This is a genomic window from Mycobacterium bourgelatii (assembly GCF_010723575.1).
Taxonomy (GTDB): domain Bacteria; phylum Actinomycetota; class Actinomycetes; order Mycobacteriales; family Mycobacteriaceae; genus Mycobacterium; species Mycobacterium bourgelatii.
Genome location: NZ_BLKZ01000001.1, coordinates 4309991 through 4323633, shown reverse-complemented (window position 1 = coordinate 4323633; position 13643 = coordinate 4309991). Strand labels below are relative to the sequence as shown.

The following is a 13643-nucleotide window of genomic DNA, read 5'->3' as shown; positions in this document are numbered from 1 at the left end:
AGCGGGTTAGATCCGCGCGAGATCGTAGTTGCCGACGTTGTCGGCGAGCACCCGCAGGTGGTCCTGCGTGGAACCCAAGGTGTGCTCGATCGCGGTGAGTCGCGCCGCGTAGTGGCTGATCGGATACTCCGCGGTCACCCCGATCCCACCGTGCAGCTGGATCGCTTCCTGGGCGATGTGCCGACCCGAACGGCCTATCTGTAGCTTGGCCCGTGCTGCGATCACCGGGTCGAGGTTGCCGTCGGCGATCGACATGGCCGCGTAGAGGCTCATGCTGCGCGCCAGCTCCAGCGAGACGTACATGTCGGCGGCCCGCTGGGTGAGGGCTTGAAACTTGTTGAGCGTGACCCCAAACTGCTTGCGTGTTTTGAGGTAGTCCGTGGTCAGGCGCAACGCCTCCTCCATCGCGCCCAGCGCCTCGGAGCACAGGGCGGATTGAATGCGCACGATGGCATTGCGGATCGCCGGCGACGCATCGACCACGTCTCCCAGCGGTTCGGCCGGCGTCTCATTGAGTTCGATCTGGGCGCCGCGTTGACCGTCGAAGGTTCGGTAGGCGGTTCGGGTGGTGTTCGTGGCGTCGACCAGAAACAGGCCGGTGCCGCCGTCCGGCAACGCGGCGCTGACCACCAGCGTGTCGGCGCTGTCACCGGCGAGCACCGGGTTCTTGCGGCCGCTCAACGCCCACGAATCACCTTGCTGCACAGCCTCCGTAGCGGTTACCGCGGTCGGCTGACGATGTCCCGGTTCGAGGTGCGCGAAGGCCAGTAGTCGTTCGCCGGCCGCGACCTCGTCGAGCAACGCCCGTTGTGCGTCCGAGCCGTGTTCGGCGATCAGAGCGCCCGGCCCAAGCGCGGCGTGCACGATGGGTTCGGGCGCCAACCGACGACCGACTTCGGTGGACACCACCATGATTTCGATCTGGCCCGCCTCGTCGGGGTCGAAGCCGAGACCAAGAATCCCGATGTCCGCCAACTGACTCCACACATCGCGGCTCCAGCCGAGTTCGGTGTCGATCACCTTGTTGCGGGTCTCGGCGTCGTAGGTGCGGGACAGTACTTCACGGGTGGTGTCGCGCAGCAGGGTCTGCTCTTCGCTCAATTGAAAGTCCATGCCAGCCTCACAATCCAAGAATCGTCGACGCGATGATGTTGCGCTGCACTTCGTTGCTGCCGCCGTAGATCGAAGTCTTGCGGTAGTTCAGGTAGTGCGGGGCGCTGCTTTGTGCCCAGTCCGGCGAGGCGATGTCGCCGGCATTGAACGGCAGTGCGTCCGCCCCGGCCACCTCCACGAGCAATTCCGTGGCGATCTGCTGCAATTGACTGCCGCGAAGTTTTAGCACGGATGACGCCGGGTTGGGTTTGCCGCCCGACGAGCTGGAAACCACCCGCGCCTGGGTGAGTTCCAAAGCCAGCACCTCGTTTTCGGCCTCGGCCAGCCGCGCCGCGAACAGCGGATCGGAGAGCAGTCCGGTCTCGGCCGCGTGCCGCTTCGCTTCGGCCAACCGAACTTTGGTCCGCCCTACCTGCGCGATGCCGGTGCGCTCGTTGCCGAGCAGGAACTTTGCGTACGTCCAGCCCTGATTCTCTTGACCGACAAGCTGATCGGCGGGCACCCGAACGTCGGAGAAGAACACTTCGTTGACTTCGCGGCCGCCGTCGATCGTCTTGATAGGCCGCAGGGTGATGCCCGGGGTGTCCATGTCGATCAACAGGAACGAGATGCCGGCCTGCTTCTTGGGCGCTTGTGGGTCGGTGCGTACCAGGCAGAAGATCCAGTCGGCGTACTGGCCCAACGTCGTCCATGTCTTCTGCCCGTTGACGACATAGCTGTCGCCGTCGCGGACGGCGGTGGTGCGCAGCGAGGCGAGGTCGGAGCCGGCCTCGGGTTCGGAAAAGCCCTGGCACCACCAGATGTCGAGGCTGGCCGTGGGCGGCAGGAAGCGCTGCTTGATCTCCTGGGAGCCGAATTCGGCAATGACCGGTCCCACCATCTTGGTGTTGAAGTTCAGCGGCTCGGGAACACTCGCCAGTTGCATTTCGTCGGCCCAGATCTGGAACTGGGTAGGCGTCCAGTCCTTGCCGCCCCATTCCGTCGGCCAATTGGGGACCGCAAGCCCATGTTCGTGCAGGAGCTTGTGGTTCTCGACGATCTGGTCGCGGGTCAGGGAATCGCCCTCACGAACCAGGTCGCGGATTTCGGTGGGGATCTTGGTGGTGTAGAAAGTGCGAAGTTCGTCGCGGAACGCGGCTTCTTCGGGCGTGAGCGCTAGCTTCATCGGCAGCCTCCTCCTTCGGGGTGACTACCGGTGGGCCGCCCCTCGTGCGGCGCCTATCCGCATGCCATGGACCCGGCAGTCTTTCAATTGCACTATGTGCACGTTATGCGTCCATGACCAGCGGTCGTTAACCGGGTCGTGCACGACGGCGCCACCACACGATGGCGATGAGGGTGACACCCAGCGCCGAAGACGCTATCGCCAGTGTTGGTGCCACTTCCCGGGCCTTATCCCGGGTTCTTGCGACCACGTTGACCTTGTCGGAGAGCGCTTCCAGGGTGGCGCCGAGCTGCTCGCGGGTCTGCTCGATGTCTGTCCGAATGTCGTCGACGCCGGCGTCCGGCCCGGGCTCGGGCGTTAGACCGGGTGTGGGCTCAGCTGCGCTCACGGCGGGCCCCTTTCACTTCCTCGATGTCCTTCTTGACGCTGGCCACGGTTTCCGGCGCGGCGGGCGTGACCTCCTTGGCTTGCCGGCGGCTCATCAAGGCCGCGACGCCCGCTGCGAGGAACAGCGCCCCGCCCACGATCAAGGCGGCCGCCCAGATGGGCAAGGCGAGCGCCAAGGCGGCAATGGCGGCGGTGATGACGCTGGCGAAGCCAAAGAACGCCAGTAGTCCCGCCGCGCCGAATAGCCCCGCACCGATACCGGCGTGTCTGACCGACTGCTGAAGCTCCTTCTGCGCCAAGCGCATTTCGTCGCGGACGAGCCGCGACGTCTGCGACGACAGCTGCGCCACCAGATCGCCAATCGAGGCGTCTGAGTTCGGCGTGGCATCCAGACTCATTGCTTTGCCTCCGTCCTCTCGCCGGCCGGAACCGAGATCAGCCGCTTGCCCGGTGATCAAGGCCAACCCCATGGCGTCCGGCTACCCGGCGAATCGGTCGTCAAACCTGTGCTGCGTGGATGCACAGTCCGGGGTTGATCCACAGGACGCGATCTCGACGCAGTTCGGCGGGCCAGGTGTGACGGCCGGCCAATCTACGGTCGGCTCATGCGAACAGAACTGCCCGCCGAACGATTGCACCGACGCCTTGGTGCGGACCCGCGCCCCGATTCTGAGGTCGACTCGCAAACGGATGAGCCCGAACCCGATGCATCCGCTGACGACTCGCAGGACGACCCGAACTCGCTGCTGCCTCGCTGGCTACCCGACGCTGCTGGTGGTCAAAGCTGGCTGGAGCGGCTGCGGGCCGATCCCGGCCGCGCCGGTGCCATTGCGCTGGCGGTGATCGCTGCCCTCGCCGTGCTGATAACCGTATTCACCCTGGTGCGCGACCGGCCCGCACCGGTGATGGCGGCCAAATTGCCTCCGGTGGAGCATGTTTCGTCCGCCAGCCCCAGTACTTTGGCCGCTCCGGGGGCCGCTCCGGGGGCCGCTCCCGGGGCCAGTCCAGGCGCCAATCCGGATCGGCCGGTGGTGGTCAGTGTGGTCGGTCTGGTACGCAAGCCCGGTCTGGTCACCCTCGCGCCGGGCGCCCGCATCGCGGACGCGCTGCAGGCTGCGGGTGGCGTGGTCGACGGTGCTGACACGATCGGACTGAACTTGGCGCGCCAGCTCGGCGACGGCGAGCAGATCGTGGTCGGGCTCGCGCCTGTCTCGGGTCAGCCGACCACGCTCGGCAGCTCCGTGATCGCGGGCACCGCGGCACCGGGGACGACCCCCGCCAGTCCGAAACCAGGCACCAAGGCAAACCCCAAACCGGGCGAGCCCTTGGACCTCAACACCGCGACCGCGGAGCAGTTGGAAGCCCTACCGGGGGTCGGGCCGGTGACCGCCGCGGCGATCGTGGCGTGGCGGCAGGCCCACGGCAGGTTCACCAGTGTCGACCAACTCGCCGACGTCGATGGCATCGGCAACGCTCGGCTGGGCAAGCTGCGGCCCCTGGTCCGTGTCTGAGACCGGTGGGCAATCGCCCAGGAGTCGCCGCCGAACGGCTGGACGTGCGGCTGGTCCCCGCCGCGGTAACCAGCTGGATGGTGACGGCCGCCGGCACCGTGTGGTCCGTCGGCAACGCCCTGGCCGCGTGCGGCGCAGCGCTGATAGCTGTGTCAATCACGCTGCGGTGCATCGCATTCCGGTGGGTACGGGTGACAAGTCTGCGCGCGATCTGGGTGGGACTGCTGGCGGTTGGTGTGGTGGGCGCGGGCTACGGGCTTGCCATTGCACTGCGGGCCGACGCGCTCGACCGCCACCCGATAACCGCCGCATTCGGGACGACTGCGGTGGTGACGGTTACACCAAGTGAAAGCGCACTTTCGTTAGGGCGCAACCGGTTGATGTTCCGGGCGACGCTGCAGCGCTTGCGCGACGACGAGGTCAATGGCCGCGTGGTGGTCTTCGCCCGCGTTGCGGAGTTTGCCGACGTGATGGTGGGGCAGCCGGCTCGGTTCACCGCGCGCATCACCCGCCCGACTCGACGCGACCTGACGGTGGCCGTGCTCAACGCCGTCGGCCACCCGACGCTGGGCAGCGCCAGTGCGATGCAGCGCTCCGCCCACGCCGTGCGGGACCGGTTCGCCGGCATCGCGCGCCAGGTCTTGCCCGCCGACCAGGCGGCGATGCTGCCCGCGCTGGTGCTCGGTGACACGGCGATGGTCACCACACAGACCAACCGAGATTTCCGTGCAGCGGGGATGTCGCATCTGACCGCCGTCTCGGGGGCCAACGTCACCATTGTGTGCGCGGCGGTGCTCTTCTCGGCGCGGTTGCTCGGGCCGCGTGCGGCCGTGCTGCTCGCGGCGGCGGCGTTGGTGGCGTTCGTCATCGTGGTGCAGCCGACGGCGAGCGTGTTACGGGCCGCCGTGATGGGCGCCATCGCCCTGGCGGGCATCCTCTCCGCCCGTCGGCGTCAGGCGATCCCAGCGCTGTCGGCGACCGTCTTGGTGTTGATGGCGACCGCCCCGCATCTGGCCGTCGACATGGGGTTCGCGCTGTCCGTGGTGGCGACGGCCGCATTGGTGGTGATCGCGCCGGTGTGGTCGGGTCGCCTCACCGCGCGGGGCTGGCACAAGCCGCTGGCCGATGCGGTCGCGGTGGCGGGGGCCGCGCAGGTGGTCACCGCGCCGCTGATCGCCGCCATGTCGGGTCGGGTCAGCCTGGTCAGTGCGGTCGCCAACCTTGCGGTGACGGCGGTCATTGCGCCGATCACCATTCTGGGCAGCGCGGCCGCAGTGCTGGCTATCCCGTGGCCGGCCGCAGCGCAGCTGCTGGTCCGTTTCACCGGGCCCGAGGTGTGGTGGGTGCTCCGCATAGCCCGTTGGGCTGCCAGCGTGCCGGCGGCGACCGTGCCAGTTCCCAAAGGTCTGCCGGGCGTCGTCCTGGTGGGCGGACTCACCGTCGTCGTGGCCGCATGCTGGCGTTGGCGGTGGGTCCGCACGGGACTGGTGGTGGTCTCGGTCCTCGCTGTCGCGTGCATGCTGGCGTGGTCGCTGGCCGGGTTAGTCAGCCCGGCATGACACCATCATGGCGTGACCGAAGATTCGCCGTTACACCTCATCCTTGGCGACGAAGAACTGTTGGTCGAGCGTGCGGTCGCGGACGTGTTGCGGTCGGCGCGGCAGCGGGCCGGTACCGTCGACGTGCCCGTCAACCGGATGCGCGCCGGCGACGTCAGCACCTATGAACTGGCCGAACTGCTGAGCCCGTCGCTCTTCGCCGAGGAACGGATCGTCGTGCTGGAGGCCGCCGGCGAGGCGGGCAAGGACGCGGCCGAATTGATCGCCACCACGGCCGCCGACATCCCGGCGGGCACCGTGCTGGTGGTGGTGCATTCTGGCGGCGGGCGAGCCAAAGCCCTCGCCGGCAAGCTGCAGTCGCTCGGCGCCCAAGTGCACCCCTGCGCCCGGATCACCAAGGCCAGCGAGCGCGTCGCATTCGTTCGCAACGAATTTCGCGCGATGCGGATCAGGGTCGATGAGGAGACCGTCACCGCCCTGCTGGATGCCGTCGGCTCCGACATCCGTGAACTCGCGTCGGCCTGTTCGCAGCTGGCCGCCGACACCGGCGGTTCGGTCGATGCGGCCGCCGTGCGCCGCTACCACAGCGGCAAAGCGGAGGTGAAGGGCTTCGACATCGCCGACAAGGCGGTGGCCGGCGACGTGGAAGGGGCGGCGGAGGCGCTGCGCTGGGCGATGCTGCGCGGCGAGCCGCTGGTGGTGCTGGCCGACGCGCTGGCCGAAGCGGTGCACACCATCGGAGTGGTGGGCCCGCTGTCCGGTGACCCGTACCGCTTGGCCGGGAAACTAGGGATGCAGCCGTGGCGGATTCAGAAGGCGCAAAAGCAGGCTCGGCGCTGGTCGCGCGATTCGGTGGCGGCCGCCATGCGGGTGGTGGCCGAGTTGAACGCCAACGTCAAGGGGGCAGTCGCGGACGCCGACTACGCCCTGGAGTCCGCCGTCAGGAAGGTGGCCGAACTGGCGGCCGATCGTAGCTGAGTGGTCAGCCGAGCTTGTTGAAGGACTTTGCCAGCGCCGACTTCTTGTTGGCGGCCTGGTTCTTGTGAATCACGCCCTTGCTGGCGGCCTTGTCGAGTTTGCGGTTGGTCGACACCAGCAGCTCGGCGGCCTTGTCCTTCTCGCCGGCGTGGGCGGCTTCCCGAAATGCGCGGATAGCGGTACGAAGCGAGGATTTCACCGACTTGTTGCGCAGGCGCGCGCGCTCGTTCGTGCGGTTGCGCTTCTGCTGCGACTTGATGTTGGCCACGCGATAATTCCCTCTTGGATCGATTCGTACGGCTGTTAGCGACTGCCCAGGTTATCAGTCGGTTACGTTTTCGCCCAAAAGAGGAACTCTCGCCCTGCCAGAAACCTTGAATTGAGGCAGCATGACACAGGTGAGTCTCCCGAAGAGGACCGCAGACACAATGCAGCGGCCGCGCCGTCGTACTGAGCGCATTTTCGACGGTTACAACACGGCGGACGAGGTCTATTCGCTGGCGTTTGACGAGATGTTCGATGCCAACGGCAACGTCCGCGGACCTTACAAGGGCATCTACGCCGAACTGGCCCCCTCCGATGCCTCGGACCTCAAAGCTCGCGCCGAAGCGCTGGGCCGCGCGTTCATCGACCAGGGCATCACCTTCTCGCTGTCGGGCCAGGAGCGGCCCTTCCCGTTGGACCTGGTGCCGAGGGTTATTTCGGCGGCCGAATGGTCGCGGCTGGAGCGTGGCATCACCCAGCGCGTCAAGGCGCTAGAGATGTACCTCGACGACATCTACGGGGATCAGGAGATCCTGCGCGACGGGGTCATCCCGCGCCGGCTGATTACCTCCTGTGAGCATTTTCACCGTCAGGCGGTCGGCATCGTCCCGCCCAACGGGGTGCGGATTCACGTGGCCGGCATCGACTTGATTCGCGACGAAAAGGGAGACTTCCGGGTTCTCGAGGACAACCTGCGCTCGCCTTCGGGTGTGTCCTACGTCATGGAGAACCGCCGCACCATGGCGAGGGTCTTTCCCAACTTGTTCGCCACCCACCGGGTCCGCACGGTCGACGACTACGCGTCGCACCTGCTGCGGGCGCTGCGCAACTCGGCGGCCACCAACGAGGCCGACCCGACGGTGGTGGTGCTGACGCCGGGTGTCTACAACTCGGCGTACTTCGAGCACTCCCTGCTGGCCAGGCAGATGGGTGTGGAGTTGGTCGAAGGCCGCGACCTGTTCTGCCGTGACAATCAGGTCTACATGCGCACCACCGAGGGGGAGCGGCAGGTCGACGTCATCTATCGGCGCATCGACGACGACTTCCTCGACCCGCTGCAGTTCCGGGCCGACTCGGTGCTCGGTGTGGCCGGGCTGGTCAACGCTGCGCGCGCCGGCAACGTCGTCATTTCCAGCGCGATCGGCAACGGGGTCGGCGACGACAAACTCGTCTACACCTACGTGCCGACCATCATCGAGTACTACCTGCGGGAGAAGCCGCTGCTGGCCAACGTCGACACCTACCGCTGCTGGCTGGACGATGAGCGCGAAGAGGTGCTGGACCGGATCCGGGAGCTGGTGATCAAGCCCGTCGAGGGATCGGGCGGCTACGGCATCGTCTTCGGCCCGGAAGCCTCGGAGAAGGAACTCGCCACCATAAGCAAGAAGATTCGCGAGGACCCCCGCAGCTGGATTGCCCAGCCGATGATGGAGCTGTCGACCGTGCCGACGCGGGTCGGGGATTCCCTGTCACCGCGCTATGTCGACCTACGCCCGTTCGCGGTCAACGACGGCAATGACGTGTGGGTGCTGCCGGGAGGGCTGACCCGGACGGCGCTGGTGGAGGGGTCCAGGGTGGTCAATTCCAGCCAGGGTGGGGGCTCCAAGGACACGTGGGTGCTGGCGCCGCGCACTTCGGTGGCCGAACGCGAACTCGGCAGGGCCAAGGTGGTGCGTTCGCTACCGCAGCCTGTAGCCGAGCAGAGGTCGGACGGTCTGCTGCCCGTGGCGCAGCAGGACGAGCAACCCCAACAGCAGCAACAGCAACAGCAGGAGAGTCGCTAATGCTGGCCCGCAACGCCGAAGCGCTGTACTGGATCGGCCGCTATGTCGAACGGGCCGACGACACCGCACGCATTCTGGACGTCGCCGTGCACCACCTGCTGGAGGACTCCAGCGTCGATCCCGACCAGGCGTCCCGGTTGCTGCTCAAGGTGCTGGGCATCGAACCCCCGGACCACGAGCTGGATGTTTGGTCGCTGACCGACCTGGTGGCTTTCAGCACCAACAGCGAGGGTGGCTGTTCGATCGTGGAAGCGATCACGGCGGCGCGCGAAAACGCAAGGTCGGCAAGGGAAGTCACGTCCAGTGAAACCTGGGAGTGCATCAACACCACCTACCACGCCCTCCCGGAACGGGAGCGTGCCGCCAAACGCCTTGGGCCGCATGAGTTCCTGTCCTTCATCGAAGGCCGCGCAGCGATGTTCGCCGGCTTGGCCGACAGCACGCTCTCCCGCGACGACGGCTACCGATTCATGATGCTCGGCCGCGCCATCGAGCGGGTCGACATGACGGTGCGGCTGCTGCTCTCCCGGGTGGGGGACAGCGCATCGTCGCCCGCGTGGGTGACGCTGCTGCGCTCGGCGGGCGCGCACGACACGTACCTGCGCACTTATCGCGGGGCATTGGACGCAGAACGTGTGGTCGAGTTCATGATGCTCGACCGGCTCTTCCCGCGTTCGGTGTACTACTCGTTGAAGCTGGCCGAACGCAATCTGGACGAGCTCATGCACAAACCCCAGAGCCGCGTCGGGGCCACCACCGAGGCGCAGCGGTTACTGGGCCAGGCGCGCAGCCAGCTGGAGTTCGTGCAGCCCGGCGTCCTTCTCGAGTCGCTGGAAGACCGACTGGGTGGCTTGCAGCAAACGTGCCGCGATGTTGGAGATGCTTTGGCGCTGCAGTACTTTCACGTCGCACCCTGGGTGGCCTGGCTGGATGCCGGCGCCCGACAGTTGGTCACCGAACAGGGAGAAGCCTGATGTGGCGAACGCGGGTGGTGCACACCACCGGATACGAATACCAGGCACCGGCGACTGCCTCGTACAACGAGGCGCGCCTGACTCCGCGGTCCAATACCCGGCAAAACGTCATCCTCAACCGCATCGAAACCATTCCCGCCACCCGTTCCTACCGGTACATCGATTACTGGGGCACCGCGGTGACGGCCTTCGACCTGCACGCACCGCACACCGAACTGACCGTGACGTCGTCGTCAGTCGTCGAGACCGAGCGTCCCGAACCGCCGGTGGCCAAGGTCACCTGGCAAGAACTGGAGTCGGAGGCCGTGATCGACCGGTTCGACGAGGTGCTGCGCCCCACCGCCTACACCCCGACGAGCAAACGCGTTGCCGCCGTTGGCAAGCGGATCATGAAAAACCACGACCCGGCGGATGCGGTGGTGGCAGCGGCCCGTTGGGCGCGCAGCGAACTGGATTACCTGCCGGGCACTACGGGTGTGCATTCATCGGGTCTGGACGCCTTGGAAAAGGGCAAGGGCGTGTGCCAGGACTTCGCCCATCTGACGTTGATTCTGTTGCGCAGCATGGGAATTCCTGGACGCTACGTATCCGGGTACCTGCATCCCAAGAGTGATGCCGAGGTCGGAAAGGCAGTCGATGGACGCAGCCACGCCTGGATTCAGGCGTGGACCGGCGGCTGGTGGAACTACGACCCGACCAACGACACCGAGGTCAGCGAGCAGTACGTCAGTGTCGGCGTCGGGCGTGACTACGCAGACGTGGCACCGCTGAAGGGCATTTATTCCGGGCGTGGGGCGACCGACCTCGAAGTAATTGTGGAGATCACCCGGTTGGCCTAGTTGACCGAGCAGACGCAACACTCCTGAAATTCAACGACTTCCGGTACTTCTGCGTCTGCTCGGCGGGAAGTAAGGCCCACCCTATGGGGTGATGCCGGGGCTGCCGGGCTGGCCGATGAGGCCACCGGCCCCGCCCGAACCGCCGCTGCCGTTCGTCCCGCCGCCGACACCGAGCCCGCCGGCGCCGCCGCTCCCGCCGTTGCCGATGAATCGAGCGTCTCCGCCGTTACCGCCCGGACCGCCGTCGAGGTGACCGGTGTTGCCGCCGCCGCCGCTCCCGCCGGCGCCGCCGCTGCCGATCACGAACCCCCCGGCCCCGCCCTGGCCGCCGACGCCGCCGCCGAGCCCGCCGTGCCCACCGGCGCCGCCGGAGCCGAACAACACGGCCCCGCCCCCGACTCCGCCGCCGCCGCCCGAGCTGCCGGCCATGCCGCCGCCGGCTCCACCGACGCCACCATTGCCGCCGGCGCCGAGGATCACCGCGCCGCGGCCGCCCGCCCCGCCCGTGCCGCCGATGCCGACGCTGGCCGCGTCGCCGCCGTCGCCACCGATTCCACCGTCGCCACCGATACCGAACACGAAACCTGCCGCACCACCGGCCCCACCTCCGCCGCCGGTTGCGCCACCCCGGCCGCCGGCGCCCCCGAAGCCGCCACTACCGAACAACGCGCCGCCGTTGCCGGCGTCACCCCCGAGGCCGCCCTGGGTGCCGTCGGCGTTGTTGCCGCCGTTGCCGCCCGCCCCGCCGGTGCCGATCAGCTGGGCGTCGCCGCCGATGCCGCCCATGCCGCCTTGGACGGCTCCGGCCGCACCGACACCCCCGGCGCCACCGGGACCGCCGTTGCCGTAGAACAGGCCGCCCAGGCCGCCGTTGCCGCCGGTGCCTGCGAAGCCGGCGGCGACGCCGAGGCCCCCGGTTCCGCCGGCCCCACCGGCACCGAGCAGCCAGGCGTTGCCGCCCAGCCCGCCGCTGCCGCCAGGCCCTCCCGTGCCGCCCGGTCCGCCATTGCCGATCAGCCCCGCAGCTCCTCCGCCGCCGCCGGAGACGCCCGGGAGTGTGCTGTCGCCGCCGCGGCCACCGTTGCCGTACAACAGGCCGCCGGCTCCGCCGGGCTGGCCGATACCTCCGACGGTTCCGCCGTCGGCGCCGTTGCCGATCAGCGGGCGCCCGAGCAGGGCCTGGAAGGGCGCATTGATCGCGTCGAGTAGAGCCTGTTGCACGTTGCCGGCTTCGGCGCTGGCATAGGAGGCGGCGTTGCCCGCGAGGCACCGCACCAGCTGCTCGTGGAATCTCGCCATCTCGGCGCCGAGGGTCTGGTAGCTCTGGGCGTGCGCGCCGAAAAATGCCGCGATGGCGACGGATACTTCGTCGGCGGCGGCCGCCTGCACGCCGGTTGTCTGGATCGCCGCGGCGCGGTTGGCCTCCGCGATCGTCGACCCGATCCCGGCGAACTGGGTGGCGGCCGCAGCCATGCTTCCCGGCACCGCAGTGACGAACGACATCTCGCGGATCGTATCGCGGCCGGCGTCGGTCCAGCCGGATTTAGCGGGCTGTTTTAGCGCGCGGGTATTTCAACCCGGTGCAGGTCGTCGCCCAACTCGATCTGTCCGCTGAACTCGGCGGCGGCCAATGCGCGCCACTGGTCTTCTTGGCCTGCCCCGAGCGGAGGTACGTAGTGCGTCATGATCAGGGTGCCGACGCCGGCGCGTTGCGCGGTCGCGGCCGCCTCCTGCACCGAGGAGTGGTAGTCGCAGACGTCCTTGATGCGCTGCTGCGGGGCATGGACGAGAATGTCCTTGCGAATCACGGTGTGCACTAATCCGCCTGCGCCACTTGCCAATTCGTCCAGGCTGGCGCATGGGACGGTGTCGCCGGCCACGACCACCGAAGCGCCGTCGGCCTCGATGCGGAAGCCGATGGTCGGCGCCACGGGCCGATGGTCGGTGGGGGCCACCCGGATCGTGACGCCGTCGCGGTCCCACACCGGACCCTCGGTGTGCTCGTGCACCTCCACCGGCGGCGGTGCGTTCAGGTCGGCGTGGTGGGCGATCCGGTAACTGATGTCGTGACCGAAGGCCTTCAGCATCGCCTCGACCACCTCGGCGGTGCCCGGCGGTCCGATGACGTGCAGCGGCCGGGGTTCGGGGTTGAAATTGGTGACCCAGTTCGTGATGAGCACGTCGCCGAGTTCGGCGATGTGGTCGCTGTGCAGATGCGTCAGCAACAACGCCGACAGATCGCCAGCGTTGACACCGACGGCCGCTGCGCGCTGCAGCACTCCGCGTCCACAGTCGATCAGGAACACCTGCCCTCCGGCACGCACCAGCGTGGACGGACCCGCGCGGTTCGGGTCTGGGATAGGGCTTCCGGTTCCGAGCAGCGTGACCTCAATCATGGCCCCATCCTTGCAAGTCGACTTGGCGCAGCGTCAAGCAACTGGCGGAATCGACTGGGAAACAACTCAATTCCATCGATGCCCGGACGAGCGGGAATGCGGCCGTGGTGACGGTTTGGTTGCTATTACCGCCAGGTTCGGGTGGCGCCTTTCCCGCCACGCAAGATAGTCGTAGCCTGGTGTGAACCAGATCACCATGGCAGGAGGTTGGATGCGGATCGCGGACGTGTTGCGGAACAAGGGGGCGGCCGTGACGACGATCAACCCCGAGGCGACGGTTCGGGAATTGCTCGCCGGTCTGGCCGAACAGAACATCGGCGCCATGGTGGTGGTCGGCGACGAAGGTGTGGTCGGCATCGTGTCCGAACGCGACGTGGTGCGTCAGCTGCACATCCACGGTGCCAGCGTGCTGTCGCGCCCCGTTTCCAAGATCATGACGAGCGCCGTCGCCACCTGCGCAAAGTCGGACAGCGTGGACGAGATCAGCGTGTTGATGACGGAAAACCGGGTCCGCCATGTGCCGGTGCTCGACGGGAAGAAGCTCATCGGCATCGTCAGCATCGGTGACGTGGTGAAGTCGCGGATGGGCGAACTCGAGGCCGAACAGCAGCAGCTGCAGTCCTACATCACGCAAGGCTGACCACTCGGATCGTTCGCCGGACTCGTTCGCCGG

Annotated in this window: 14 protein-coding genes; 7 read left to right on the top strand and 7 right to left on the bottom strand. The window is 67.5% G+C overall.

Going from position 1 to position 13643, the window contains the following annotated elements:
• Positions 1-6 precede the first annotated feature (6 nt).
• The 4 genes from G6N68_RS18605 to G6N68_RS18590 form a co-directional block, all read right to left on the bottom strand.
• On the bottom strand, positions 7-1113 hold the full coding sequence (locus G6N68_RS18605; RefSeq protein ID WP_163715350.1) for an acyl-CoA dehydrogenase family protein: 1107 nt from the start codon (positions 1111-1113) through the stop codon (positions 7-9).
• A 7-nt stretch (positions 1114-1120) separates the two neighbouring features.
• Positions 1121-2278 (bottom strand): acyl-CoA dehydrogenase family protein, encoded by a 1158-nt coding sequence (locus G6N68_RS18600; RefSeq protein WP_163715348.1) that lies wholly within the window; start codon positions 2276-2278, stop codon positions 1121-1123.
• A 127-nt stretch (positions 2279-2405) separates the two neighbouring features.
• Positions 2406-2666 (bottom strand): DUF3618 domain-containing protein, encoded by a 261-nt coding sequence (locus G6N68_RS18595; protein ID WP_163715343.1) that lies wholly within the window; start codon positions 2664-2666, stop codon positions 2406-2408.
• Entirely contained in the window at positions 2653-3063 is a 411-nt protein-coding gene (locus G6N68_RS18590) for a phage holin family protein (RefSeq protein WP_163715339.1), read from the bottom strand. The genes G6N68_RS18595 and G6N68_RS18590 overlap by 14 nt, the downstream gene beginning before the upstream one ends.
• A 207-nt stretch (positions 3064-3270) precedes the next feature.
• On the opposite strand from G6N68_RS18590, the gene G6N68_RS18585 reads away from it, so the two are divergent.
• From G6N68_RS18585 to holA, 3 genes are all read left to right on the top strand, one after another.
• Positions 3271-4176: a ComEA family DNA-binding protein gene (locus G6N68_RS18585; RefSeq protein WP_163715336.1), complete on the top strand. Its 906-nt coding sequence runs from the start codon at positions 3271-3273 to the stop codon at positions 4174-4176.
• Between the two features lie 77 nt (positions 4177-4253).
• Complete coding sequence (locus G6N68_RS18580; RefSeq protein WP_163718800.1) at positions 4254-5735, top strand: ComEC/Rec2 family competence protein; 1482 nt, start codon at positions 4254-4256, stop codon at positions 5733-5735.
• 12 nt (positions 5736-5747) lie between these two features.
• On the top strand, positions 5748-6713 hold the full coding sequence (holA, locus tag G6N68_RS18575) for a DNA polymerase III subunit delta (protein WP_163715332.1): 966 nt from the start codon (positions 5748-5750) through the stop codon (positions 6711-6713).
• A 4-nt stretch (positions 6714-6717) separates the two neighbouring features.
• On the opposite strand, the gene rpsT is transcribed toward holA, so the two are convergent.
• Positions 6718-6981, bottom strand: coding sequence for a 30S ribosomal protein S20 (gene rpsT / locus G6N68_RS18570; RefSeq protein ID WP_163715329.1), 264 nt, complete (start codon positions 6979-6981; stop codon positions 6718-6720).
• A gap of 121 nt (positions 6982-7102) precedes the next feature.
• On the opposite strand from rpsT, the gene G6N68_RS18565 reads away from it, so the two are divergent.
• From G6N68_RS18565 to G6N68_RS18555, 3 genes are read left to right on the top strand one after another with little or no spacing between them, the layout of a single operon-like run.
• Positions 7103-8761, top strand: coding sequence for a circularly permuted type 2 ATP-grasp protein (locus G6N68_RS18565; protein WP_163715327.1), 1659 nt, complete (start codon positions 7103-7105; stop codon positions 8759-8761).
• On the top strand, positions 8761-9735 hold the full coding sequence (locus G6N68_RS18560) for an alpha-E domain-containing protein (RefSeq protein ID WP_163715324.1): 975 nt from the start codon (positions 8761-8763) through the stop codon (positions 9733-9735). Before G6N68_RS18565 ends, G6N68_RS18560 begins: the two co-directional genes overlap by 1 nt.
• Positions 9735-10574, top strand: coding sequence for a transglutaminase family protein (locus tag G6N68_RS18555; protein WP_163715319.1), 840 nt, complete (start codon positions 9735-9737; stop codon positions 10572-10574). The genes G6N68_RS18560 and G6N68_RS18555 overlap by 1 nt, the downstream gene beginning before the upstream one ends.
• An 81-nt stretch (positions 10575-10655) precedes the next feature.
• Here G6N68_RS18555 and G6N68_RS18550 read toward each other — a convergent pair whose 3' ends face one another.
• Together G6N68_RS18550 and G6N68_RS18545 are read right to left on the bottom strand one after the other, a co-directional pair.
• Complete coding sequence (locus tag G6N68_RS18550) at positions 10656-12077, bottom strand: PE family protein (RefSeq protein ID WP_163715317.1); 1422 nt, start codon at positions 12075-12077, stop codon at positions 10656-10658.
• 53 nt (positions 12078-12130) lie between these two features.
• A complete protein-coding gene (locus G6N68_RS18545; RefSeq protein WP_163715314.1) occupies positions 12131-12970 on the bottom strand; it encodes a ribonuclease Z in 840 nt (279 codons plus the stop codon).
• 211 nt (positions 12971-13181) lie between these two features.
• On the opposite strand from G6N68_RS18545, the gene G6N68_RS18540 reads away from it, so the two are divergent.
• The gene (locus tag G6N68_RS18540; protein WP_163715311.1) at positions 13182-13610 is read left to right on the top strand and encodes a CBS domain-containing protein; all 429 of its coding nucleotides are present in this window, start codon (positions 13182-13184) and stop codon (positions 13608-13610) included.
• The last annotated feature ends 33 nt before the right edge of the window (positions 13611-13643 follow it).

Excerpts from the sequence above, each read along its gene's own strand:
- G6N68_RS18605 (WP_163715350.1), bottom strand. The coding sequence starts at position 1,113 with ATGGACTTTCAATTGAGCGAAGAGCAGACCCTGCTGCGCGACACCACC.
- G6N68_RS18600 (WP_163715348.1), bottom strand. The coding sequence starts at position 2,278 with ATGAAGCTAGCGCTCACGCCCGAAGAAGCCGCGTTCCGCGACGAACTT.
- G6N68_RS18590 (WP_163715339.1), bottom strand. The coding sequence starts at position 3,063 with ATGAGTCTGGATGCCACGCCGAACTCAGACGCCTCGATTGGCGATCTG.
- G6N68_RS18585 (WP_163715336.1), top strand. The coding sequence starts at position 3,271 with ATGCGAACAGAACTGCCCGCCGAACGATTGCACCGACGCCTTGGTGCG.
- G6N68_RS18580 (WP_163718800.1), top strand. The coding sequence starts at position 4,254 with ATGGTGACGGCCGCCGGCACCGTGTGGTCCGTCGGCAACGCCCTGGCC.
- G6N68_RS18565 (WP_163715327.1), top strand. The coding sequence starts at position 7,103 with ATGACACAGGTGAGTCTCCCGAAGAGGACCGCAGACACAATGCAGCGG.
- G6N68_RS18560 (WP_163715324.1), top strand. The coding sequence starts at position 8,761 with ATGCTGGCCCGCAACGCCGAAGCGCTGTACTGGATCGGCCGCTATGTC.
- G6N68_RS18555 (WP_163715319.1), top strand. The coding sequence starts at position 9,735 with ATGTGGCGAACGCGGGTGGTGCACACCACCGGATACGAATACCAGGCA.
- G6N68_RS18550 (WP_163715317.1), bottom strand. The coding sequence starts at position 12,077 with ATGTCGTTCGTCACTGCGGTGCCGGGAAGCATGGCTGCGGCCGCCACC.
- G6N68_RS18545 (WP_163715314.1), bottom strand. The coding sequence starts at position 12,970 with ATGATTGAGGTCACGCTGCTCGGAACCGGAAGCCCTATCCCAGACCCG.
- G6N68_RS18540 (WP_163715311.1), top strand. The coding sequence starts at position 13,182 with ATGCGGATCGCGGACGTGTTGCGGAACAAGGGGGCGGCCGTGACGACG.